The following is a 23,118-nucleotide window of genomic DNA, read 5'->3' as shown; positions in this document are numbered from 1 at the left end:
TGGGCGAAACGCAACGCCACGACACCCCGACGGGTCATCCCGTCGGGGTGTTTTCATTTGCGCGCCGGATCGGCGCGGCGCTCCAGCGATGGCGGACGTGTGTCGAGTGACGGCGCGTCGTCGTCGGGGGCGTGGCCGTGCTGCTCGAAGAACTGCCGGTACGCACCCGGCGTCATCCCGCGTGCGGCGAGGAACTGGCGGTTGAAGTTCGCGGCATTCGGAATGCCGCAGCGCGCGGCCACTGTCGCGATCGGCCAGTCGGTGCCAACCAGGTGGCGGCACGCGTGCGCGAGCCGCAACCGCTGCACGTAGCGGCCGACGCTTTCACCGAGGTGCCGGACGAACAGGCGCTGCAGCGTGCGTTCGGACATGTGCGCGGCAGCGGCGAGCGCGTCGATGCGCAGCGGTTCGTGAAAGCGCCGGTCGATCGCGTCGAGCACGCGGTCGAGGCGTTCGGCTTCGGGCGCGGCCGTATCGACGGAAGGTCTCGTGCCGTCAGGCCGGTCATACGCCTGCGCGGTGGCGAGCGGCTCGCCGCCGGCTTCCGCGAGATCGGCGAGTGTATCGAGCGCAGCCGCGAGCCGTGCGCGCGGTAATGGATCGAGCAATTGCGGCAGCCGCGCACGCATCGCGCGGGCGGCTGCCACGTCGAAACGCAGGCCTGGCGCCGCGCGTCGCAGCAGCGAGCGCAGCGGCGCGTATTCGGGGCAGCAATCGGCCAGCCGCCGCACCCAGTCGCCGTCGAACCAGACGACGAGCGCGACTTCGGGCGCCTCGCGATCGATCCGTGCGTTCGACGACCACGTATGCGGCAGGTTGGGCGGCACGAGCACGAGATCGTCGTCCGCGTAGCGCGCGACGTGATCGCCGATGAAGCGCTGGCCGCGGCTGTTGAGCGTCAGCGTCAGTTCGTACTCGGGGTGGCGGTGCCATTCGAACGGGATGCGCGCGAGCTGGCGGTGATAGACGCGGATCGAACAGCCGGGCGCGAACGTCACGTGCTCGTACTGCGGTTTCATCGCGGCCTCCGATGGGGGTGGGCAGCGTGTCGTGGCATGATCGTGAGCGCGATCGTTACCACGGAGCGATGCCATGTTTTCACATGTCTGCGTGGGCGTCAGCGATACGACGCGCGCCTACGATTTCTACGCACCGCTGTTCGCCGCACTCGGGCTGCGCCTGAAATTCCGCGAGCCGGACGGGTGGTCGGGCTGGATGCCGGCCGATGCCGACCGGCCGCTGTTCTTCTTCGGCAAACCGCTCGACGGCCGCGCGCCCGAACCGGGCAATGGCCATACGATCGCGTTCGCTGCGCCGACCCGTGCGCACGTCGACCGCTGCCACGCGCTCGCGCTGCGGCATGGCGGCTCCTGCGAAGGGCCGCCGGGCCTGCGGCCGGACTATCACCGCGACTACTACGGCGCCTATTTCCGCGATCCGGACGGCAACAAGCTTTGCGTGGTCTGTCATCGTCCGGCGTAACGCGCGGTTGTCAGAATTGTATCGATAGTTGACCGGATAGTGGCAATGGCGGCCATGTGCCGGCCTTACGCTGACAGCACATCACGACACGCTTCAGCGAGGAGACCACGATGCAACTGACGATCGACGATCTGCCCGCCGCGATCCGGACGGCGAAACGGGCGCTGCGCGCCGACCTGCCCGGTTATGCGGCCACGTTCCGCGAACTGGCGGGCGACATCGCGCGGCAGGTCGACGCGATCCGCCGCGCGCAGGCGCACGGCCAAGACGTGATTCCGGTCGTGCCGTTCGCGGATATCGCGGGCGGGACGGTCGATCCGCGCGCGATTGCCGCGATCCGTACGCATGGCGCGGTCGTGATTCGCGGCGTGTTCGATGTACGGCAGGCGGACGACTGGAACGACGAGATTGGCGCGTATCTGGACGCGAACCGCTTTGCCGACCGGTTGAATGCGCGTGCGGAAGACCGCTATTTCGGCAATCTCGCATCGGGCAAGCCGCAGATCTACGGCGTTTACTGGTCGAAGCCGCAGGTGGCCGCGCGCCAGTCGCCGGCACTGACGCAGGCGCGTGTGTTCCTGAACCGTTTGTGGCGGCATGCGGACGCCACGCACACGCATTTCGATCCCGACCAGGTGCCTGCCTATGCGGACCGGATCCGCCGCCGGCCGCCCGGTTCGACGTCGCTCGGGCTGTCGCCGCACGTCGACGGCGGCTCCGTCGAGCGCTGGCTCGGTGCGAACTTCCGGCAGGTCTACCGTCACGTGCTGGCCGGCCGCTGGCGCGACTACGATCCGTTCGATGCGGCGTTCCGCGCTGACGTCGAGGAGATTCCGTCGCCGGCCGTGTGTTCGATGTTCCGCACGTTCCAGGGCTGGACCGCGCTGACGCCGCAGGGGCCCGGCGACGGCACGCTGCAGTTGATCCCGGTCGCGAACGCGATGGCGTACGTCGTGCTGCGCGCGCTGCAGGACGATGTCGCCGACGACGACCTGTGCGGCGCGCGTCCCGGCCGCGCGCTGTCGATCCGGCCCGAATGGCACGCGCTGCTGCTCGACGCGCTGGTGCCGATCCCGCACATGGAACCGGGCGACGCGGTGTTCTGGCACGGCGACGTCGTGCATGCGGTCGAGGATGCGCACCGCGGCAGCGGCGACAGCAACGTGATGTACATCGCGGCCGCACCGGGCTGTGCGAAGAACGCGGCGTACCTGCAGCGCCAGCGATCCGCGTTCCTGCGCGGCGAGAGCCCGCCCGATTTCCCGGCCGATCATTTCGAGGTCGAATTCGACGGGCGTGGCGAGGAGGGCGACCTGACGGCGCCCGGGCGCTCGCAGCTGGGGTTCGGGCCGGGCGCGTAACGGCCCCGCCCACTGCGCAGACGGCCGTTCGCGATGCGATGAACGGCCGTCTGCCGAATCCGCTGCGTGCCGTGCGCAATTCGACGCAATCGGCTGTCAGCGCAGCCGAAATCGACACGAATTGCGCAATTTGGCTTCCGATAATGGTCCGGACACAACGCCGCTGGCCCGTGCGCCGCACGGGTGCGGCGCAGACCATGGAGGAGTCGATGCAATTCACGCAAGCGATCGTTCGCCGTCCCGCACCGTCCTGCGGCGCGGGCCTGACCACCGCCGAACTCGGCGCGCCCGACTACGACAAGACGCTCACGCAGTTCCACGCGTATTGCGACGCGCTGCGCGCACTCGGCGTCGAGCTGACCGAGCTGCCGCCGCTGGACGGATTCCCCGATTCGCATTTCGTCGAGGACGTTGCGGTCGTGACGCCTGAATTCGCGGTGATCACGCGCCCCGGCGCACCTGCACGGCGCGGCGAGACGGTGCATATCGAAGCGGCGCTCGCCGCGCACCGCGACCTGCTGCCGATGCAGGACGGCCGTCTCGACGGCGGCGACGTGATGCTGGTCGGCAAGCGCTTCTTCATCGGCCTGACGGGCCGCACCGATGCCGAAGGCATCGCCGCGTTCGACGCGCTGGTGTCACGCTATGGCTACTCGGTCGTCGCGGTGCCGGTCGGCGCCGGCCTGCACCTGAAGTCGGTCGTCAACGCGCTCGGCGACGACACGCTGCTCGTGACCGAGGCGCTGGCCGCGCATCCGGCATTCGCCGACTATCGCCGGATCGCGATCTCCGCTGCCGACGAATACGCGGGCAACACGCTGCGCGTGAACGGCACGCTGATCACGCCGGCCGGTTATCCGCGCGTCCATGACGCGATCGCGCCGCTCGGGTTGCCGCTGCACGTGATCGATACGAGCGAGTTCCGCAAGATGGACGGCGGCCTGACCTGCCTGTCGCTGCGGTTCTAGCCGATTGGCGCGCGGCCGCTTCGGCCGGATAATGTGGCCCCCGCGCGGAAATGGAGACGTTCCGCGCACCAGCCACGATCCGACCGGAGCGAACGCGGATGACCGACAAGAAGATGCAGCTCGACAAGATCGATCTCCGGATCCTCGACATCCTGCGTACCGACGGGCGGATTTCCTACCGGAAGCTGTCGGAGCGCGTGAACCTCACGCCGCGGCCCTGCCAGGCGCGCGTGGAGCGGCTCGAGGCGCTCGGCGTGATCGAAGGCTACCGCGCGGTGATCAAGGCGCCGCGCGCGACCAAGCCGATCGTCGTGATCGCGCAGATCGTGCTGGCCGACCACGGGCGTTCGCAGGCGCCGTTCGAGGACGAAATGCGCGCGAATCCGGCCGTGCTCGATTGCTGGCTCGTCAGCGGCACGTTCGATTTTCTGGTGCGACTCGCGTGCGAGGATCTCGACGAGTACCGGCGCATCGCGAACGTGTGGCTGGAAAGCCCGCGATTCCGGATCGAGAAGATCGTGACGACGGCCGAACTGCAGGCAATCAAGCGCAGCGTCGTGTGAGACAACCGGCCGGACAGGGCCGGTTCCGAGGCGAATGACCCGGGCAATCGATTTGCATTCCGAATCGAATTGGCTGACCCGGATCCAATCAGGGTGAACACTATGGATGCTATGCAAGCGGCAGCGGAGACGGCCGCGCCGTCCGGGACGGCGCTCAAGCGCCGTCTGCAGGGCCGCCACATCGCGATGATCGCGATCGGCGGCTCGATCGGCACGGGGCTGTTCGTCGCGTCGGGCGCGTCGGTCGCGCAGGCGGGGCCGGGCGGTGCGATCGCCGCGTATCTCGCGATCGGGATCATGGTCTACTTCGTCGTCACCGGGCTCGGCGAGATGGCGGCGCTGATGCCGGTGTCGGGCTCGTTCGCGATCTACGGCGAGAAGTACGTCGACGAAGGCTTCGGCGTCGCGCTTGGCTGGACCTACTGGTACAGCTGGGCCGTGACGATCGCGATCGAACTGGTCGCCGCACAGATCGTGATGCGCTACTGGTTTCCGTCGGTGCCGGGCGTGTGGTGGGGCGCGGGCTTTCTCGTGCTGATCTTCCTGCTCAATACGCTGTCGGTGCGCGGCTTTGGTGAATCGGAATACTGGTTCTCGCTGATCAAGGTCGTCACCGTGATCGCGTTCGTCGCGGCCGGGCTGCTGATCGCGGCCGGCGTGCTCGGCACCGGGCATCCGGTCGGCTGGCGCAACTTCACGACGGGCGACGCGCCGTTCGTCGGCGGCGTGCACGCGATGATGAGCGTCGCGCTGATCGCGGGCTTCTCGTTCCTCGGCACCGAGCTGGTCGGGATCACGGCCGGCGAATCGGAAAACCCGCGCAAGACGATCCCGCGCGCGGTGAAGCAGATCTTCTGGCGGATCATGCTGTTCTACGTGCTCGCGATCTTCGTGATCGGCCTGCTCGTGCCGTACACCGACCCGAACCTGCTGAAGAGCGACGTGACCGACATCGGCGTGAGCCCGTTCACGCTGGTGTTCAGCCACGCGGGCTTTCCGCTTGCCGCCGGTGCGATGAACCTGGTGATCCTGACGGCCGTGCTGTCGGCCGGCAATTCCGGCACCTATGCGGCGACGCGGATGCTGTACAACCTCGCAGCGGAAGGACGCGCGCCGGCGATGTTCGCGACGCTGTCGCCGGGCGGCGTGCCGCGCAACGCGCTGTACGCGACGATGGCGGTCGGCGGGCTGTGCTTCCTCACGTCGCTGACCAACAATCAGAGTATCTATCTGTGGCTGCTGAATACGGTCGGCATCACGGGATTCATCGCGTGGCTCGGGATCGCGGTCTGCCATTACCGGTTCCGCAAGGGCTTCCTGAAGCAGGGCTACCGGCTCGACCAGCTGCCGTACCGCGCGAAGTGGTTCCCGTTCGGGCCGCTGTTCGCGATCGCGATCTGCATCGTGATTTCGCTCGGCCAGGATTACCAGGCGTTCTTCGCGGCCCGCGTCGACTGGATGGAAGTGCTGTCGATCTATGTGTGGATTCCGCTGTTCGTCGCGATCTGGTGGGCGTATCGCCGCGTGCGCAAGAGCCGGCTCGTGCGCTATGAGGAGATGGACATCGGGCCGTGGCTGACGCGCTCGGTCGAGGCCGTCGACGCAGCGGCCGGGCAGCACGGGCAGCCGCACTGACTGCCCGCGGGTGACAGCGCTGTAACGGGAGCCGGCCGCATTGCGCGGCCGGCATTGCTTCAGGCCCCCGGGCGGCGACGCGCGAATGGCGCGCTCAGCGCGCGGGCTTCAACTGCGCCTTCATGAAATCGACCCACGCGCGCACTTTCTGCGGCACGTGCCGTGTCGCGACGTACAGCGCATAGACGTTCTGTTGCGGAAACCGGTACGCGGGCAGCGCGTCGACCAGTGCACCGCTTTCGAGATCGTCGTGTACGAGCCATTCGGGCAGCAGCGCGACGCCACTGCCTTGCCGCGCGAGTTCACGCAAGACCGATGCGTTGTCGACGACGATGTGGGGCTTCGTGCGAGGCCGGAATGCATGCTCGCGGCCTGCGCGGTCGGTGAGTGCCCATTCGGCGATCCGCTCGAGCCGGCTGTGCCCGAGCTGCGGCAGGCGCGCCAGATCGTCAGGCGATGCCGGTTGCGGCACGCCGGCCCGCGCAGGCAGCCCGGGCGCCATCACGGGAAGCACGTCGTAGGTGGCGAGACAGATGCCGCGATAGGGGAGGTCGCGAAAATGCTCGTGGCGTCCGAGCCGGATCGCGACGTCGAAGCGGTCGCGCACGAGATCGGCCTGCGACGTATGCGTGTCGAGCCGCACGCGCAACGCGGGATGACGCGCGGTAAACGCATGCAGCGCCGGTGCGAGTACGCGTGCCGCATATTCGACCGTCGACGTCACGCGCAGGATGCCTTCCATCCCGCCATGTTCGCCGCGCGCGTCGTCGATCGCGCCTTCGGCTTCGTCGAGCACGCGCAGGCAGCGCTGGTAGAAGCGCTCGCCGGCATCGGTCAGCTCGACGCGCCGGGTCGTCCGCGTGAGCAGCGTGACGCCGAGCTCCGCCTCGAGCTGCTTGATGTTGAAGCTGACGGCCGCGCGGGCCTGGTTCAGTGCAGTCGCGGCGGCCGTGAACGAGCCGGCTTCGACGACGGCACGGAACACGACGAAACGATCGAGGCTCACCATGTCGAGTCGTGGGTCCTGTCTGTGCGTGGGATCGCTCGAAGGGTACCCGAATGTGCGGTCGCGTGCGGAGCGTCATGCATCGGGCTGCCCGGGCGCGCGCCGATTGTCAAAATTTTTCGACCGGACTGGTCGAATCCGGCCGCTTACGGATGCGGTTGCCGGCTTCTACACTGCGGCGTTTCGTGATGTCCCGGCCGCACCATGCCAGACCGTTCCAGAATTGCCGTCGTCTACCTGCTCGGATTCGCGATCGATCTCGCGAACATGTTCATGCTGAACGCCGCCTATCCGGCACTGCAGCGCGAACTGCACGCGTCGGTCGCGCAGCTCGCGTGGGTCGGCAACATGTACGTGCTCGGCCTGACCGTCGTGATTCCGTTCGGCACGTGGCTGGCGCGCCGCTGCGGCGAGCGTCGCGTATTCGTCGCGTCGTTGCTGCTGTTCGCGCTCGGCAGCGCCGCCGTCGGCGCGGCACCGTCAATTGAAGCGCTGCTGGCATCGCGGCTGGTCCAGGGGCTCGGCGGCGGGCTGCTGATTCCGGTCGGACAGACGATGACCTATCGAGCGTATCCGCCGCACGCGCACGCTCGGCTCACGTCGATCGTGATGATGGTCGCGCTGCTCGTGCCGGCACTGTCGCCCGCGATCGGCGGTGCGATCGTCGATCGCGGGTCGTGGCGCGCGATTTTCTTCGCGATGGTGCCGGTTGCAGCCGCGACCTGCGCGCTTGCGTGTGCCTGGCTGCCGCGCGCCGGTGCGCACGGGCGGCCGCCGCGTCTGGACCTGCCGGGGCTTGGCCTGAGCGCCGCGGCGCTCGTCGCGTTGCTGCTCGGGCTGACCGCGGCGGGGCAGCCCGGCGGCGCGGCCTTTCCGCTTGCGATGCTGGCGATCGCGGTGACCGCCGGTACCGGTTACGTGTGGCATGCGCGTCGTGCCGCGTCGCCGGTGCTCGACCTGAGCCTGCTCGCGCAACCGTTGCTGCGCACTGGTGTCGCGGTCTATCTGTGCGTGCCGGGCATCTTCACGGGCGTCAATCTCGTCGCGTCGCTCTACCTGCAGAACGCGCTCGGGTTGAGCGCCGCGCATGCCGGCGCGCTGATGCTGCCGTGGGCAATCGCGGCGTTCTTCGCGATCGCGACGACACGCCGCTGTTTTCCTCGCCATGGCGCGAAGCCGCTGTTCGTGTGCGGGATCGCGATCGATTGTGTCGGCATCGCGCTGCTCGCGACGCCGTGGGCGAGCGTCGAAGCCGTGCGTATCGTGGCGTTCGTCGCGATGGGGTACGGCGCGAGCCTGTGCACGAGCACGTCGCAAAGCGCGGCGTTCACCGGGGTGCCGGCGGAGCGGATGGGCGACGCGAGTGCGCTGTGGAACATCAATCGCCAATTGAGCTTTTGCATCGGCGTGGCCGTGCTTGGCAGCGCGCTCAACGCGTTGCTGGCGTTCGATGCGGGCGGCCCGCCGCTCGCGCCGTACCGGTGGTGCTTCGGGCTGGCGGCGCTGCTGACGTTGCTGCCGCTCGGCCTGATCGCCCGGCTGCCCGGGCACCGCGCGCCGGTCGCGCAACCCGTTTCATCCCACTATTGAGAACCTGAGAGCCGTATGAATCTGCCGAATCCGTTTTTCAAGGAAGTCGTCGATACCGTCGCCGACATCGAATGCTGGCTGTCCGGCCGTGCGGGCCGCGAGCGGCTCGCGACGCTGATGGCGCGCTTTTCACCGGAATTTTCGATGATAACGATGTCGGGCACGGTGCTCGATTACGCAGGCGTCGATGCGCTGTTTTCACATGGGCACGGCGCGCGTCCCGGGCTGGTGATCGGCATCGACGAATTGCGCGCGCTTGCCGTGTGGTCCGACGGCGCGGCGATCGGCTATCGCGAGACGCAAACCGACGGAGAAGGGCGGCGCACGGTGCGGCGCTCGACGGCCATGTTCCGGCGCGAGGCCGATGGCTTGATCGCGTGGCGTCATCTGCACGAGACAGCGGTCGCCGCATAAGCCCGAGCGCTCGCCGCGCCGCTATGCGTCCAACTCCGGATAGTGCCGGAAGATCCCCATGTCGTTGAACGGGATGCGGCGTTCCGATTCGAGATAGCGCGCGACGGGCGGATGCTGCGCGACGCGATCATGCAGCGCAACGAGCGCCGGGATGTTCCGCTCCGCGCGCTTCATCGCTTTCGGAAACGCATAGCGCAGGCCCTCGACGATCTGGAATATCGACAGGTCCGCATAGCTCAGCGCACTGCCCGCGATATAGCCGCTCCTGTGCGGATTCTGTCCGAGCACGCGATCGAAGTAACCGAGGAATTTCGGTAGCCGGTTCTCGAGGAAATCGGCCGCGCGCTCGGCCGCTTCCGCCTTCTGGTCCTCGTAGTACAGGCCGCTGGCGATCGGGTGATGCGTGTCGTGGATCTCGGTGACGAAGTCGGCGACGGTCAACTGGAGCTGGTGTACCCACAGGCGGCCGGCCTCGTCGTCGGGCGCGAGCCCGAGCCGTGCGCCGAGAAACAGCAGGATGTTCGCCGTTTGCCCGACGACCACGTCGCCGGCCTTCAGGAATGGCGGCGCGAACGGCACGCATTCGGCCTGCGTGCCGTTCATCATGCGCATCATTGCCGGTACGCCCATCCCGCGCCCCGACTCGCGCGCGACGTCGACATAGTCGGCCTCGGCTGCCTCCAGCGCGAGCCGCACGTACTCGCCGCGACCCTGGATCTCGGGCCAGTAATAGAGTGCATATCGCATGCTGTCTTCCTGTTCGTTGAACCGGATGCTGCCGGCATCGTGACGACCGGGCGGCCGTGCGCCGCCCGTTGCGAATAGACAGTCTAGGCGATCGCAGGAAAAGCGCCGCGCGCATCGTGCGTCACGCGCGCTCGCCGCCTTCCGGGCCGTAGAAGAACACCCAGGTCGAGAAATCGTCGGAGAAGCCGACGAAGCGATGCGCCGCGCAGGCGGGGACGAATAGCGTGTCACCGGCCGCGACGTCGCATTCGCGGCCGTCGACGACGAAGCGCGACGTGCCGGTCGCGATCACGTAGACCTCGTCGCGCGAGTGCGGCGTCTGCAGGTCCTCGACGCGCGGCCGGTACAGCTCGACGTCGAGCGTGCCGTGGCGAAACAGTGTCGTGAACAGCGAGCCTTCGTCGTCGAGGCGCGCGAGCGATTCGTTCAGGCCGAGCTTCATCGTGGTGGGCTCCGGGTCCGGATCGTGGGGACGTGTGTTGCGCCATCGTAGCGCGGGTGTCGCGACATCGAAACCCCGTGCCTGTCGCGAGCGCTCCACCGGCGAAACAGGCAGGCGGCTCGCTCACCGCATGTGAAACAAAATCGTCCGCCGGCGAAACGGCGCGGCGATCGAGCGGATTCAGCCGACGCTTTCACCGCAATTTAACCAACGCCGCCTAGGATCGCGCTTCGTCGATCGGTGGCGCACCGCGATTCCGGTTCGCGCGCGGTTGCCCGATTGCCTTTCCCCTTGACCCCTGCGAATGGCGTTGACCCTGCCTGTCCTCAGGCACGGTCGTCATTCGCATCATTGCGTATCGTGCTCATGAGTCAGCATTCCCCGGCTTCGTCCCGAAGAAAATTCCTCGCCGCCGCGCCAGCCGTCGTGGCCTCGTCACTGCTGAGCGCATGCGGGGGCGACGACGTCACGCCGGTGCCGATCGCCGACAGCGCGCTCGCCGCGCAAATGTCCGCGAAACTGAACGCCCAGCTCGGCGATGCGGCGACGGTCAACGCGATCGTACCGGCGCTGACCGACGTCGGCTTCACGTGGGACCTGCCGACGGTGCCGGCCGCGCAGATCGGCGCGATCGTCGCATACAGCTTCGGCAACCGTCCGAACGCGGCGAGCGGCAACACGTCGAGCACCGGCGGCAACCAGTCGGCGCTGCCCGATCCGGGGCCCGTGAACGAAGCGCTCGCGGATGCCGTGTACCGCATCCGTCAGCTGAAGCCCGTCAAGGTCTATGCGCAGTGGGAAATCGCGCGTTTCCTCGTGTCGAAATACGGGATGGGCGCCGACGTGCTGTCGTCGGTCGAACCGGTGATCGCGAACGACGGCTCGATCGTGTACCTGAGCACGGCGGGCGTCGCGGCCGTGGCCGTGTCACGCGCGGGCGGCGCGACGGCGATGGGCACCGTCGCGGTGGTCGGCCATCGCGATCACGCGAAGCGCTGCATCCAGACGTCGCAGCAGGCGGGCATGAAGGCGGCTGCGGTTGCCGAGGTGCCGCTGCCGACGACGTACGACCCGCAGTCGGGCCAGCCGTGGACGCGCAACCGCAGCCTCTACCTCGTGCACGACATGTATGCGCAGATGCTGACGCGCGCGATGACCGCGACGATGCAGGCGTTCCCGAAGGGCTGATGCCTTCCGTTTCCCATTCGAATTCCGTGACCATGACGAACCGCCGCCATTTCCTGGCTTCCACTTCCTTGCTCGCCGCATCGTGCGCCGCCGCGGTGCCCGCTTTCGCGAGCGATGCCCCCGTTTCCGATGCGGAACTGCAGCGCCAGATGCTCGGCAAGCTGACGAACGAACTGAACGATCGCGCGACCGCCACCGACGAAACCGGCTATCTGCTCGACACGTTTTTCTCGTGGACGCCGCCGACCGTCGCCGTGGCCGCCATCAATACGATTGTCGCGTTCAGCTTTGGCAGTCGTGCCGGCGCATCGGCCGCCGCACCGGTGCCGGGTCCCGTCAACGAGGCGATTGCCGACGCCGTGTTCCAGCTTCGGCAGAAGGTCACGGCGCCGGTCTTCGCGCAGCAGGAGATCGCGAGCGTGCTCGCATCGAAATACGGCCTGACGGCCGGCGTGACGTCGATCGCGACACCTGCCGTGGCCGCCGGCAGCCCGATACCGACGCCCGACGGCGTCGCCGCCGCGATCGTCAAACAGGCCGGCTCGGCCTCGGCGCCCGGCAAGGTCGGCGTCGTCACGCATCTGGATCAGGCGTCGCTCGCCGTGCGCGTGTCGAATGCGGCGGGGATGCAGGCGGCGGTGCCGGCTGCCTTCGCGCTGCCGTCGCTCTACGATACGGCCGCGCAGATGCCGGCCATGCGGCGGCGCGATCTCTACCTGCTGAGCAACGCCGGCATGCAGCTCGCGATGCTGCGGCTCGACCTGATCAACCGCGAGTACCCGAACGGCTGACGCCGCCGGCCGCGGGGCACGGCGCGGGATCCGGGCGACGCGTTTGCGCGATCGCCGCCCGCCGGATCGTGCGTGCCCCGTTTTGCCGGGTAATGCCGATACAGGTATTGGCACTACCAGCCAAACCACTGTTTTTAATGGGTTTTTTCGCGTCCGGCCTGCGCCGCGACGCGCACTGCGTGGCATAATCGACTCCATCCGCAAGGCTTGTAGTCACAACGACCCCGCATACCCATGGCACAGACTCTCTACGACAAACTGTGGAACACCCACGTGGTCCACACCGAGGAAGACGGCACGACCCTGCTCTATATCGACCGTCAGCTGCTGCACGAAGTCACGAGCCCGCAGGCGTTCGAAGGGCTGAAGATCGCGCAGCGTCCGGTATGGCGCATCAGCGCGAACCTGGCCGTGTCGGACCACAACGTGCCGACGACGGACCGCAGCCACGGCATCGCCGATCCCGTCTCGAAGCTGCAGGTCGATACGCTCGACGCGAACTGCGATGCGTTCGGCATCACGCAGTTCAAGATGAACGACGTGCGCCAGGGCATCGTCCACATCATCGGGCCGGAGCAGGGCGCGACGCTGCCGGGCATGACGATCGTGTGCGGCGATTCGCACACGTCGACGCACGGCGCGTTCGGCGCGCTCGCGCACGGCATCGGCACGTCGGAAGTCGAGCACGTGCTCGCCACCCAAACCTTGCTGCAGAAGAAGAGCAAGAACATGCTCGTGAAGGTCGAGGGCGCACTGCCGCGCGGCTGTACCGCGAAGGACATCGTGCTCGCGATCATCGGCAAGATCGGCACGGCAGGCGGCACGGGCTACGCAATCGAATTCGGCGGCTCGACGATCCGCGCGCTGACGATGGAAGGCCGCATGACCGTCTGCAACATGGCGATCGAAGCCGGCGCGCGCGCGGGCATGGTCGCCGTCGACGACACGACGATCGATTACCTGTTGGGCCGTCCGTTCGTGCCGACCGGCGCGGAATGGGACCAGGCCGTCGAATACTGGCGCCAGTTCAAGTCGGACGACGGCGCGCAGTTCGACCGCGTGGTCGAGCTGAATGCAGCCGAGATCGTCCCGCAGGTCACGTGGGGCACGTCGCCGGAAATGGTCACGTCGATCGACGGTCGCGTGCCCGATCCCGAGCGCGAGAAGGATCCGGTCAAGCGCGACGCGATGGAGCGCGCGCTGGCGTACATGGCGCTCGAGCCGAACACGCCGATCGAATCGATCAAGGTCGACAAGATCTTCATCGGCTCGTGCACGAACGCACGGATCGAAGATATCCGCGCGGCCGCGTACGTCGTGAAGAAGCTGAACCGTCGCATCGCATCGAACGTGCGGCTCGCGATGGTCGTGCCGGGTTCGGGCCTCGTGAAGGCGCAGGCCGAGCGCGAAGGGCTCGACAAGGTGTTCACGGACGCCGGCTTCGAATGGCGCGAACCGGGCTGCTCGATGTGCCTCGCGATGAACGCCGACCGGCTCGATCCGGGCGAGCGTTGCGCGTCGACGTCGAACCGCAACTTCGAGGGCCGGCAGGGCGCGGGCGGCCGCACGCACCTCGTGAGCCCCGCGATGGCGGCAGCCGCGGCGATCGAAGGCCACTTCGTCGACATTCGCCAGCTGGGGTAACGCGTGACGGTATCGAAGGTCATCGCGCGGCTGGTTGCCGCGCTGGCGCTGGCGGGGCTGGGCTTCGGCCTCGCGGGCTGCAATACCGTCCGAGGCTTCGGCGAGGACGTCAACGCCGCGGGCAACGCGCTTCAGCGCGCCGCGGACTGACACTGCCACCGAGAATTTGTCGATGTGTGCCGGCCGCGTGCCGGCCCTTCAACCGGATAGACGGATCATGGAAAAATTCACTGTACATACCGGCGTCGTGGCGCCGCTCGATCGCGAGAACGTGGACACCGACGCGATCATCCCGAAGCAGTTCCTGAAGTCGATCAAGCGCACGGGCTTCGGTCCGAATGCGTTCGACGAATGGCGTTACCTCGATCACGGCGAGCCGGGCCAGGACAACTCGAAGCGCCCGCTGAATCCCGACTTCGTGCTGAACCAGCCGCGTTACCAGGGCGCGTCGGTGCTGATCGCACGCAAGAACTTCGGTTGCGGCAGCTCGCGCGAGCACGCGCCATGGGCGCTGCAGCAGTACGGCTTCCGCGCGATCATCGCGCCGAGCTTCGCGGACATCTTCTTCAACAACTGCTACAAGAACGGTCTGCTGCCGATCGTGCTGACCGAGCAGCAGGTCGATCACCTGTTCAACGAGACGGTTGCGTTCAACGGCTTTCAACTGACGATCGACCTCGACGCACAGGTCGTGCGTTCGGGTGACGGCCGCGAGTATCCGTTCGAGATCGCCGCGTTCCGCAAGTACTGCCTGCTGAACGGCTTCGACGACATCGGCCTCACGCTGCGCCACGCGGACAAGATCCGCCAGTTCGAAGCCGAGCGGCTCGTCAAGCAGCCGTGGCTCAACACCAAGCTGGTCGGCTGATCGTGCCTTTCGGGCGGGCGCGCCGGCGGCGCGTTCGCCGGCCTGCCTCCATAACCACCTACCCAGTCAGGAATTTCGCATGAAGATTGCAGTGCTGCCCGGCGACGGCATCGGTCCGGAAATCGTCAATGAAGCCGTGAAGGTGCTGAACGCACTCGACGAGACGTTCGAACTCGAACAGGCGCCGGTCGGCGGCGCGGGCTACGAGGCGAGCGGCCATCCGCTGCCCGACGCGACGCTGGCGCTCGCAAAGGAAGCCGACGCGATCCTGTTCGGCGCGGTCGGCGACTGGAAGTACGACTCGCTCGAGCGCGCGCTGCGCCCCGAGCAGGCGATCCTCGGGCTGCGCAAGCATCTCGAGCTGTTCGCGAACTTCCGCCCGGCGATCTGCTATCCGCAGCTCGTCGATGCGTCGCCGCTCAAAGCCGAGCTCGTCGCGGGCCTCGACATCCTGATCGTGCGCGAACTGAACGGCGACATCTACTTCGGCCAGCCGCGCGGCGTGCGCGCTGCACCGGACGGCCCGTTCGCGGGCGAGCGCGAAGGCTTCGACACGATGCGCTACTCGGAACCGGAAGTGCGCCGCATCGCGCACGTCGCGTTCCAGGCCGCCCGCAAGCGCGCGAAGAAGCTGCTGTCGGTCGACAAGGCGAACGTGCTCGAAACGTCGCAGTTCTGGCGCGACATCATGATCGACGTGTCGAAGGAATACGCGGACGTCGAGCTGTCGCACATGTACGTCGACAACGCGGCGATGCAGCTCGCGAAGGCGCCGAAGCAGTTCGACGTGATCGTCACGGGCAACATGTTCGGCGACATCCTGTCGGACGAAGCGTCGATGCTGACGGGGTCGATCGGCATGCTGCCGTCGGCGTCGCTCGACAAGAACAACAAGGGTCTGTACGAGCCGTCGCACGGTTCGGCGCCGGACATCGCGGGCAAGGGCATTGCCAACCCGCTCGCAACGATCCTGTCGGCTGCGATGATGCTGCGCTACTCGCTGAATCGTGCGGAGCAGGCCGATCGTATCGAGCGCGCGGTGAAAACGGTGCTCGAGCAGGGTTACCGTACGGGCGACATCGCCACGCCGGGCTGCCGGCAGGTCGGCACGACGGCGATGGGTGACGCGGTGGTCGCGGCGCTGTAACGCGATGCGGCACCGATAGTGTAGAAAGGGCGCGAACGGGCCGCGAAAATCGGCCGGTTCGCCCACGGTTGGCCGTTGTGCGGGCCACCGGCTTTGTGTAGACTCGAACGATGGCGCTGATTTCCCTGATCTCCCCGGTCCTGAAACTCCACGGCAACACTGCCCGTGCGGGTGCGCGCGCCATCGTCATCACGAAAACCATTACCACGAAAACGATCATTAAACGCTGATCGCCGTCGTGCCCGCCTGTTTCCCCGCGCGGTCACGCGGGGACGGAAATGGCGGGGAAGCTCCATTCAAAGCAAAGGGTTAGTCATGAACGTAGGTCTCGTAGGTTGGCGCGGCATGGTCGGCAGCGTCCTGATGCAGCGCATGCAGGAAGAGGGCGATTTCGACCTGATCGAACCGGTGTTTTTCAGCACCAGCAACACGGGCGGCAAAGCGCCGTCGTTCGCGAAAAACGAGACTACGCTCAAGGACGCGACCAACGTCGACGAGCTGAAGAAGTGCGACGTGATCATCACGTGCCAGGGCGGCGACTACACGAACGACGTGTTCCCGAAGCTGCGCGCGGCCGGCTGGAACGGCTACTGGATCGACGCGGCATCGTCGCTGCGGATGAAGGATGACGCGGTGATCATCCTCGATCCGGTCAACCTCGACGTGATCAAGGACGCGCTCGTCAAGGGCACGAAGAACTTCGTCGGCGGCAACTGCACGGTCAGCCTGATGCTGATGGCGCTCGGCGGCCTGTTCCGCGAGAACCTGGTCGACTGGATGACGGCGATGACCTACCAGGCCGCATCGGGCGCCGGCGCGCAGAACATGCGCGAGCTGCTGTCGCAGATGGGCGCGCTGAACGGCGCGGTGCAGGAACAGCTTGCCGATCCGGCTTCCGCGATCCTCGACATCGACCGCCGCGTGCTGGCCGCGATGAACAGCGATGCGATGCCGACGAGCCACTTCGGCGTGCCGCTGGCCGGCTCGCTGATTCCGTGGATCGACAAGGATCTCGGCAACGGGATGTCGAAGGAAGAGTGGAAGGGCGGCGCGGAAACCAACAAGATCCTCGGCAAGCCGGCGATGGGCGAGCCGGGTTCGATCCCGGTCGACGGGCTGTGCGTGCGGATCGGCGCAATGCGTTGCCACTCGCAGGCGCTGACGATCAAGCTGAAGAAGGACGTGCCGCTCGACGAGATCAACGGCATCCTCGCGTCGGCGAACGACTGGGTGAAGGTCGTGCCGAACGAGCGTGAAGCGTCGATGCGCGACCTGTCGCCGGCGAAGATCACGGGCACGCTGACGGTGCCGGTCGGCCGCCTGCGCAAGCTCGCGATGGGCGGCGAGTACCTGTCGGCGTTCACGGTCGGCGACCAGCTGCTGTGGGGCGCGGCCGAGCCGCTGCGCCGCATGCTGCGCATCCTGCTCGACAAGTAAGTACGCTGCCGGCCCGGCCTGCGGGCCGGGCGGCACATGACGACGCGCCGCGCCGGCCTCGAGATTCGAGGCTGGCGCGGCGCGTTTTCATGCGTGGATCAGCGCAGGTTCAGCAGCGTCTGGTCGACCGCCTGCTGGGTCTTGATCGTCTGCGCGTTGGCCTGGTAATTGCGCTGCGCAGTGATCAGGTTCACGAGCTCGGTCGTCAGGTTGACGTTCGAGTTTTCCTGCGCGCTGCCCTGCAGCGTGCCGTGATTCGTGCTGCCCGGCGCGGAGATCTGCGGGACGCCCGATGCGGCACTTTCCGCATACTGGTTGCCGCCGATGTTCACGAGCCCGTTCGGATTGTTGAAGTTCGCGAGCGCGATCAGGCCGAGCACCGCGCTCTGGCCGTTCGAGTAGTTGCCGGTCAGCTTGCCGTCGGTGCCGATCGAGAACGTCGTCAGCGTGCCGCTCGCGAAGCCATCCTGCGCGAGGTTGGTCACGCCGTCCTTGCCGCCGTACTGCGTGGTGCCGCCGAGGTCGAGCGTCAGGTTCTGCGGGTTCGCGCCGCCCGTCGTGTTCGGGATCGAGAACGCGAACTGGCCGAGGCTCGGCGTCGGCTGGCCGGTCGCGGCCGACGTCGTCGAGCTGATCCGGCCCGACGCGTCGAACGTGACGGTGCCGAGGTTGGTCGGCGTCTGGCCCTGCACGCCCGCGTAGGCCTGCCACGTGCCGGCAGCACTCTTCGCGAAGTACATCGTGACCTGCTGCGAGCCGCCGAGCGTGTCGTAGACCTGGATCGACGAGTTGTAGTTGTACGTGGTGTTGTCGCTCGCGTTGAACGGCGTCTTGGCCGGCACCTTGTCCTGCGAGTTCAGGTTGAACTGGCCGGTGATCTTGTTCGTCGCGCGCGGCGCGATGTTGTTGGTCGGCGCCTGCAGCGGCACGGTCTGCGCGGTGTTGATCACGCCGCCCGCGCCTGCCGCATAGCCCATCAGGTTGCGGCCTTGCGCGTCGACGATGGCGCCGTTCTTGTCGCGGTGGAACGTGCCGTCGCGCGAGTAGGTGGTCACGCCGTTGTTCGACATCTGGAAGAAGCCGTTGCCGTTGATGGCAACGTCGAGCGACGACTTCGTCGAATTGATCGACCCCTGGCTGAAATTCTGTTCCACCGATGCGAGGTGTGTGCCGATGCCGATCTGCGTGTTGACCGACGTCGCGACTGAATTCGCGTACATGTCGGCGAAGTGCGCGCGCCCCTGCTTGAAGCCAACCGTGTTTGCATTCGCGATGTTGTTGCCGATCACGTCGAGATTGCTCGACGCGCCGGCCAACCCGCTCAAACCCTGCTGATAGCCCATGTTCGATCCCCGTAACGAGCTGGTGAGTGAATGCAGTCGTGCGACTGCGCGATGACCCTCTGGCACTTCACGGCATCAGCCCGGCCGATCGTGCTCCCGCCTTTCCGGCATGTGCAGGCACGAAGGTCGAAATGTGCCGATTCCTGTTTGAAGACGATCCTAGCGACGGCAATTATTTGATCTGTGTAATTTTGTGTAATGTAATTGAATTGGTGAAGAAATGACCGCTTCTGTATGAGCAAAGGGTCGTGTGGTATCGGCTGAAAGCCTTATGGGGCGGGGGTTTAGCGGGGGAAATCTTCATTTCGCCGATAAGAGAGGAGAATTGCCTTCTTATCGGTGAATTGAAATGGATTGGAATGAAATTGGCGGCCGGTCGGGATTTTTTTGATTTCCGGCTGTTAATCCATTAACGGCAGGCGGCGCGAATTGTTGAGCGAACGCGTCCCGATTCTGCCGCCCTGGCCCTCCGGCCGATGTGCGGTGAACGCCGGCAAGCCGCGTCGTCCGGGCCGGCGGGCGATGCTGCCGCGACGGCTTCCGGCAATGGATGCGGGCGCGATCAGGCCGATCCGGTGCACAGGCTGCGGCATGCGGCATGCCGCGTGCGGACCGGGCGGCCCGGACGCCTGATCGCGCCGGTTGCACCTGCCGGCGAGGAATTCGGCCCGAACGTGAGCGCGTGAAGTAAACTACGCGGTTACGACGCACAGACCCGCCGAAAGCGTCGCGTTCCGCGCGACGCTTTTGCATTTCTGCGGCAACTTTATTGACGCTTCCAACCGCGAATCCGAGCCGCGCCCGCGCGCGGCGATAGAGCCAACGATGTCCCGAATTTCCTTGTTTCCGCGTCAGTCCCGTCTGTCGCGCGCCGTGCGTGGCGCGCTGGCGATCCTGGCGCTCGGCGCAGCTGCATCGGCCTGGGCGGCCGGCGCCGGCGAACTGCCGGCGTCCTCCGCTGCCGGCGCCGCCGCACCGCTTACCGTGACGGTCCAGCCTGGCCAGTCGCTGAACGACATCGCGAAAGCGGCGACGCAATCGCACGATCCCGGCGTGCTCGCGCGCGCCGGTCGCGCACTGTTCGACGCCAATCCGCAGGCGTTCATGAAGCGCGACGCGAGCCGCCTGAAAGTCGGCGCGACGCTGACCGTGCCCGCGCTCGACGCGACCGGCGCGGCGCTCGTGCCGGCTGGCGCCGCCGCTGCCTCCGGCGCGGAGGCCGCTTCCGCACCCGCCGCCGCATCGGGCGGGGCGGCGCTCGCGCAGCATGGCGCATCCGCGCCGCATCCCGGCTCGGCCGTGCAGTCCGCGCCGCCGGTGCCGGCCGTGCATGCGGCGCCGGTGAGCGGTGCGAGTGTTGCGACGGCTGCGGGGGCGTCGGCTTCGATCGGCGTCTCGGCCGCGCATGGTGCATCGGCCGTCGAAAGCACGCCGGCGGCGCCTGCCGCGGGTGCAAGCGGGCCGCATGTCTGGAGCGGTGCGATTCAGTCGGCGCCGTCGTCCGCGAGCGAGGCCGCGGTTCAGTCGATGCCGGGCAGCCAGGTTTCGGGTGTGCACGAACCGGCCGGCGCGGCGCCTGCCACGGGCGCGTCGCAACCGCGCCCGTCGAGCCTGCAGCAATTGCTGGCGCTGAAGAATCGTGTGCTGATGGAGTTGCAGAAGCACGGCATCGGCAAGCAGGCTACGACGACCGGCGTCGCGCCTGCGCCCGCGCCGGTGCCCGCCGCACCGCGTCCGGCCGCGAACGACACGGGTGCGCCGGCCGCTGCATCGACGGCAGGCGAAGCCGCGTCGGGTGCGGCCGCCAGCGCGCCGCAACCGGCATCGGCTTCTGCGCAGCCGGCCGCTCCTGTCGCCCCGGTTGCGACGCCCGCCCGCCGTACCGAGCAGATGGACTGGCGCCCGGCCGCCGTGGCCGGTGCGGCCGTGATCGTCCTCGCGGCCGGCTTTGCGTGGCGCAAGCGCCGGAAAGGCCGGCAATCGGGTGATGAGGGGGCGGCGGTTGCCGCTGTTGCAACGGGTGGCGCCGCGGCTGCGGAAGCCGCGCCGCCCGTCGAACGCGAACTGCCGATCCAGCCCGAAATGCCGGTCGCGCGCGACGCGGCTTCCGACATGAACCTCGCCGCGGCGACTGCCGCAGCAGCCGAGACGATCGAGCCGCCTGCGGCGGATGTATCGCCTGCGTCCGAAGTGACGACGCACGACGAGCCGCTCGACTTGCCGTCTGCCCACGCTGCGGTATCGCCTGCGAACGAGGCGGTTCCGGCTTCGGCGCCGCATGACGCGGATCAGGCAGAACAAGCCGCTGCCGTGGACAAGCAGGCCGAGCAGGCCGAGCGGAGCGCCGTACCCGCCACGCCTTCCGTGACCGAAGCGCAGCACGCGACGCTGATGCAGAACGCGATCAGCGCGCTCAACAGTCTCGACATGCCGCTGCCGCCGCGCGCGATGGACGAACCGGCGTTGACGCCGGACGAGCTGTCCGCGCGGGCAGGGCAGTTCGACGCCGAGAAAATTGCAACTAACGGTCAATCCGCCCAGCACCTGCCGATTGGCTCGAACGATGCGGCCCTGGAACATCCGGCCGATCAGGACGACGAGTTCGACTGGGATCCGGACGCGGCGACGCCTGCCGGCCACGCGGGCAGCCCGCTCGCGACGTCGTCGCTGCCGCCGCTCGGCGGCGCGCAGTTCGGCGCGTTGAAGCTCGATTTCGATCTCGACCTGCCGTCCGCGCCGGGCGCCGCGCTGCCTGCGCTCACGCCGGACGAGCTCGCCCGCATTGCGCGCAACAAGCTCGATCTCGCGTCGGAGTACGTCGAACTGGGCGACCTGTCCGGCGCGCGGACGCTGCTGCAGGAAGTGGTCGACGCGAACGACACCGCGACGCGCGACGACGCGCGTGCGCTGCTCGCGAAACTGGCGGACGAGGCGTGAAGCGGATCGCGCTGGGTGTCCAGTACGACGGTGCGGCGTTTTGCGGCTGGCAGGCGCAGCCGCACGGCAAGACCGTACAGGACCGGCTCGAACATGCACTGGCCGAGTTCGCGCGGGTGCCGCTGCACACGACGGTGGCCGGGCGGACCGACACCGGCGTGCACGGGCTCGGGCAAGTCGTGCACTTCGACACCGACCTCGACCGTGAGGTGTTCTCGTGGGTGCGCGGCACCAACGCGTTCCTGCCGTCGACCGTGTCGGTGCAATGGGCGAAGCCGATGCCGGACACGTTCCACGCCCGGTTCTCGGCATTCGAGCGCACCTATTACTACGCGCTGTACGTGCATCCCGTGCGCTCGCCGATGCTGGCCGGTCGTGCGGGCTGGATCCACACGCCGCTCGACGACGATGCGATGCGCGCCGCCGCCGCGCACCTGATCGGCGAGCACGACTTCTCGTCGTTCCGGTCGTCGGAATGCCAGTCGAAGACACCGGTCAAACACCTGTATCGGATCGACGTGCGGCGCGACGGGCATTTCATCCATTTCCGCTTCCGCGCCAACGCGTTCCTGCATCACATGGTGCGCAACCTGATGGGCTGTCTCGTCGCGGTCGGGCGCGGCCGCTATCCGGCCGACTGGCTCGCCGACGTGCTGGCCGGGCGCGACCGCAATCTCGCGGCGCCCACTTTCATGGCCGACGGGCTGTACCTCGCCCACGTCGGCTACCCGGCGGAATTCGCCGTCCCGCCCGCGCAGCTCGGCAGCGTGCCGTGGAGCAGCGTCTGGGCCGATCTGGACCCTCAATCATGACGGATCACGCCGTGTCTTCCCCGACTTCCGCCGCGACCGGCCTGGCGCCGCGCACGCGCATCAAGCTGTGCGGGCTGTCGCGTCCCGAGGACGTGCTGCACGCGGCGGCGCTCGGCGCCGACGCGATCGGCCTCGTGTTCTATCCGAAGAGCCCGCGGGCGGTGACCATCGCGCAGGCGGCCGAGCTGGCGAGCCTCGCGCCGCCGTTCGTGTCGGTGGTCGGGCTGTTCGTGAATGCGACCGAAGCCGAGATCGAGGCCGTCGTGCGCGACGTGCCGCTGACGGTGCTGCAGTTCCACGGCGACGAGACACCCGGGCAGTGCGATGCGCTCGGTCGCGCGGCACGGCTGCCGTGGCTGCGCGCGGTGCGCGTCGGCCCCTCGACGCAGCCGTCCGATTTGGTAGAATCGGCACTTCATTATTCGAAAGCGCGCGGCCTCCTGTTCGACACCCTGGTGCCGGATTACGGCGGTAGCGGCAAGGTCTTCGATTGGTCTCTTATTCCCGCAGAGCTCGCGCATCGGGCCGTTTTGAGTGGTGGCTTGAGCGCGCAAAACGTCGGTGATGCGATCCGCCAGCTGCGTCCGTTTGCTGTCGATGTCTCGAGTGGCATCGAAGTGGAGGGCGCAAAGGGCGTGAAGGACCACGCCCGGATGGCGGCGTTCGTACGCGCGGTGCGCGAAGCGGACGCCCGGTGATGCAAGCGGTGCGGCCTGACAAGCGGGGCGCGCCGACCGATCGAG

Annotated in this window: 24 protein-coding genes; 19 read left to right on the top strand and 5 right to left on the bottom strand. The window is 67.5% G+C overall.

The annotated features are described in order from the left end of the window. Positions 1 to 53: 53 nt before the first annotated feature. The gene (locus BLA15945_RS14580) at positions 54 to 1,019 is read right to left on the bottom strand and encodes a helix-turn-helix domain-containing protein (RefSeq protein ID WP_059237254.1); all 966 of its coding nucleotides are present in this window, start codon (positions 1,017 to 1,019) and stop codon (positions 54 to 56) included. A gap of 73 nt (positions 1,020 to 1,092) precedes the next feature. Here BLA15945_RS14580 and BLA15945_RS14575 point away from each other — a divergent pair, with 73 nt between their 5' ends. The 5 genes from BLA15945_RS14575 to BLA15945_RS14555 all read left to right on the top strand — a co-directional run bounded on the left by BLA15945_RS14575 (position 1,093) and on the right by BLA15945_RS14555 (position 6,009). After that, positions 1,093 to 1,482, top strand: a complete 390-nt coding sequence (locus BLA15945_RS14575) for a VOC family protein (RefSeq protein WP_059237253.1) — start codon at positions 1,093 to 1,095, stop codon at positions 1,480 to 1,482. Between the two features lie 110 nt (positions 1,483 to 1,592). Continuing rightward, positions 1,593 to 2,843 (top strand): DUF1479 domain-containing protein, encoded by a 1,251-nt coding sequence (locus BLA15945_RS14570; protein WP_174992733.1) that lies wholly within the window; start codon positions 1,593 to 1,595, stop codon positions 2,841 to 2,843. Positions 2,844 to 3,052: 209 nt separating this feature from the next. After that, a complete protein-coding gene (locus BLA15945_RS14565) occupies positions 3,053 to 3,811 on the top strand; it encodes a dimethylarginine dimethylaminohydrolase family protein (RefSeq protein ID WP_059240762.1) in 759 nt (252 codons plus the stop codon). A gap of 98 nt (positions 3,812 to 3,909) precedes the next feature. After that, positions 3,910 to 4,374, top strand: coding sequence for an Lrp/AsnC family transcriptional regulator (locus BLA15945_RS14560; protein ID WP_049028515.1), 465 nt, complete (start codon positions 3,910 to 3,912; stop codon positions 4,372 to 4,374). A gap of 102 nt (positions 4,375 to 4,476) precedes the next feature. Further along, complete coding sequence (locus BLA15945_RS14555) at positions 4,477 to 6,009, top strand: amino acid permease (RefSeq protein WP_174992732.1); 1,533 nt, start codon at positions 4,477 to 4,479, stop codon at positions 6,007 to 6,009. 94 nt (positions 6,010 to 6,103) lie between these two features. On the opposite strand, the gene BLA15945_RS14550 is transcribed toward BLA15945_RS14555, so the two are convergent. Then, a complete protein-coding gene (locus BLA15945_RS14550; RefSeq protein ID WP_059237250.1) occupies positions 6,104 to 7,018 on the bottom strand; it encodes a LysR family transcriptional regulator in 915 nt (304 codons plus the stop codon). Between the two features lie 201 nt (positions 7,019 to 7,219). Between BLA15945_RS14550 and BLA15945_RS14545 the strand changes: the two genes are divergently transcribed. Both BLA15945_RS14545 and BLA15945_RS14540 read left to right on the top strand, forming a co-directional pair. After that, a complete protein-coding gene (locus BLA15945_RS14545; protein WP_174992731.1) occupies positions 7,220 to 8,605 on the top strand; it encodes an MFS transporter in 1,386 nt (461 codons plus the stop codon). Positions 8,606 to 8,620: 15 nt separating this feature from the next. After that, positions 8,621 to 9,019 carry a hypothetical protein gene (locus BLA15945_RS14540; protein WP_059237248.1) on the top strand — a complete coding sequence of 133 codons (399 nt, stop codon included), beginning with the start codon at positions 8,621 to 8,623 and terminating at the stop codon, positions 9,017 to 9,019. Positions 9,020 to 9,040: 21 nt separating this feature from the next. Here BLA15945_RS14540 and BLA15945_RS14535 read toward each other — a convergent pair whose 3' ends face one another. Together BLA15945_RS14535 and BLA15945_RS14530 are read right to left on the bottom strand one after the other, a co-directional pair. Further along, the gene (locus tag BLA15945_RS14535) at positions 9,041 to 9,766 is read right to left on the bottom strand and encodes a glutathione S-transferase (RefSeq protein ID WP_174992730.1); all 726 of its coding nucleotides are present in this window, start codon (positions 9,764 to 9,766) and stop codon (positions 9,041 to 9,043) included. Positions 9,767 to 9,887: 121 nt separating this feature from the next. Continuing rightward, positions 9,888 to 10,208 carry a cupin domain-containing protein gene (locus BLA15945_RS14530; protein WP_174992729.1) on the bottom strand — a complete coding sequence of 107 codons (321 nt, stop codon included), beginning with the start codon at positions 10,206 to 10,208 and terminating at the stop codon, positions 9,888 to 9,890. A gap of 366 nt (positions 10,209 to 10,574) precedes the next feature. Between BLA15945_RS14530 and BLA15945_RS14525 the strand changes: the two genes are divergently transcribed. From BLA15945_RS14525 to asd, 8 genes are all read left to right on the top strand, one after another. Further along, a complete protein-coding gene (locus tag BLA15945_RS14525; RefSeq protein ID WP_174992728.1) occupies positions 10,575 to 11,396 on the top strand; it encodes a hypothetical protein in 822 nt (273 codons plus the stop codon). Positions 11,397 to 11,428: 32 nt separating this feature from the next. Beyond that, complete coding sequence (locus BLA15945_RS14520; protein ID WP_174992727.1) at positions 11,429 to 12,187, top strand: Tat pathway signal protein; 759 nt, start codon at positions 11,429 to 11,431, stop codon at positions 12,185 to 12,187. A gap of 234 nt (positions 12,188 to 12,421) precedes the next feature. Next, positions 12,422 to 13,831, top strand: a complete 1,410-nt coding sequence (gene leuC, locus BLA15945_RS14515) for a 3-isopropylmalate dehydratase large subunit (RefSeq protein ID WP_059237243.1) — start codon at positions 12,422 to 12,424, stop codon at positions 13,829 to 13,831. Between the two features lie 3 nt (positions 13,832 to 13,834). Continuing rightward, positions 13,835 to 13,981: an entericidin A/B family lipoprotein gene (locus tag BLA15945_RS14510; protein WP_059237242.1), complete on the top strand. Its 147-nt coding sequence runs from the start codon at positions 13,835 to 13,837 to the stop codon at positions 13,979 to 13,981. Between the two features lie 67 nt (positions 13,982 to 14,048). Continuing rightward, positions 14,049 to 14,699 carry a 3-isopropylmalate dehydratase small subunit gene (leuD, locus tag BLA15945_RS14505; protein ID WP_059237241.1) on the top strand — a complete coding sequence of 217 codons (651 nt, stop codon included), beginning with the start codon at positions 14,049 to 14,051 and terminating at the stop codon, positions 14,697 to 14,699. A gap of 79 nt (positions 14,700 to 14,778) precedes the next feature. Further along, positions 14,779 to 15,846, top strand: coding sequence for a 3-isopropylmalate dehydrogenase (leuB, locus tag BLA15945_RS14500; RefSeq protein ID WP_174992726.1), 1,068 nt, complete (start codon positions 14,779 to 14,781; stop codon positions 15,844 to 15,846). Positions 15,847 to 15,956: 110 nt separating this feature from the next. Continuing rightward, positions 15,957 to 16,076, top strand: coding sequence for a hypothetical protein (locus BLA15945_RS14495; protein ID WP_006756675.1), 120 nt, complete (start codon positions 15,957 to 15,959; stop codon positions 16,074 to 16,076). Positions 16,077 to 16,161: 85 nt separating this feature from the next. Next, complete coding sequence (gene asd / locus BLA15945_RS14490) at positions 16,162 to 17,283, top strand: aspartate-semialdehyde dehydrogenase (RefSeq protein WP_059237239.1); 1,122 nt, start codon at positions 16,162 to 16,164, stop codon at positions 17,281 to 17,283. A 98-nt stretch (positions 17,284 to 17,381) separates the two neighbouring features. Here the strand turns inward: asd and flgE are convergent, their stop codons facing one another. Beyond that, on the bottom strand, positions 17,382 to 18,626 hold the full coding sequence (flgE, locus tag BLA15945_RS14485; RefSeq protein WP_059237238.1) for a flagellar hook protein FlgE: 1,245 nt from the start codon (positions 18,624 to 18,626) through the stop codon (positions 17,382 to 17,384). A 26-nt stretch (positions 18,627 to 18,652) separates the two neighbouring features. On the opposite strand from flgE, the gene BLA15945_RS14480 reads away from it, so the two are divergent. The 4 genes from BLA15945_RS14480 (at position 18,653) to BLA15945_RS14465 (ending at position 23,073) form a co-directional block, all read left to right on the top strand. Beyond that, positions 18,653 to 18,850 (top strand): hypothetical protein, encoded by a 198-nt coding sequence (locus BLA15945_RS14480; protein WP_155627210.1) that lies wholly within the window; start codon positions 18,653 to 18,655, stop codon positions 18,848 to 18,850. A gap of 601 nt (positions 18,851 to 19,451) precedes the next feature. Continuing rightward, positions 19,452 to 21,563 carry a FimV/HubP family polar landmark protein gene (locus tag BLA15945_RS14475; RefSeq protein WP_174992725.1) on the top strand — a complete coding sequence of 704 codons (2,112 nt, stop codon included), beginning with the start codon at positions 19,452 to 19,454 and terminating at the stop codon, positions 21,561 to 21,563. Further along, the gene (gene truA, locus BLA15945_RS14470) at positions 21,560 to 22,375 is read left to right on the top strand and encodes a tRNA pseudouridine(38-40) synthase TruA (protein ID WP_059237236.1); all 816 of its coding nucleotides are present in this window, start codon (positions 21,560 to 21,562) and stop codon (positions 22,373 to 22,375) included. The genes BLA15945_RS14475 and truA overlap by 4 nt, the downstream gene beginning before the upstream one ends. Beyond that, complete coding sequence (locus BLA15945_RS14465; protein WP_059237235.1) at positions 22,372 to 23,073, top strand: phosphoribosylanthranilate isomerase; 702 nt, start codon at positions 22,372 to 22,374, stop codon at positions 23,071 to 23,073. Before truA ends, BLA15945_RS14465 begins: the two co-directional genes overlap by 4 nt. Positions 23,074 to 23,118 lie beyond the last annotated feature (45 nt).

The sequence above is a fragment of the Burkholderia arboris genome, from assembly GCF_902499125.1.
Taxonomy (GTDB): domain Bacteria; phylum Pseudomonadota; class Gammaproteobacteria; order Burkholderiales; family Burkholderiaceae; genus Burkholderia; species Burkholderia arboris.
The sequence above is the reverse complement of the archived record's forward strand: the minus strand, read 5'-3'. Positions and strand labels throughout refer to the sequence as shown.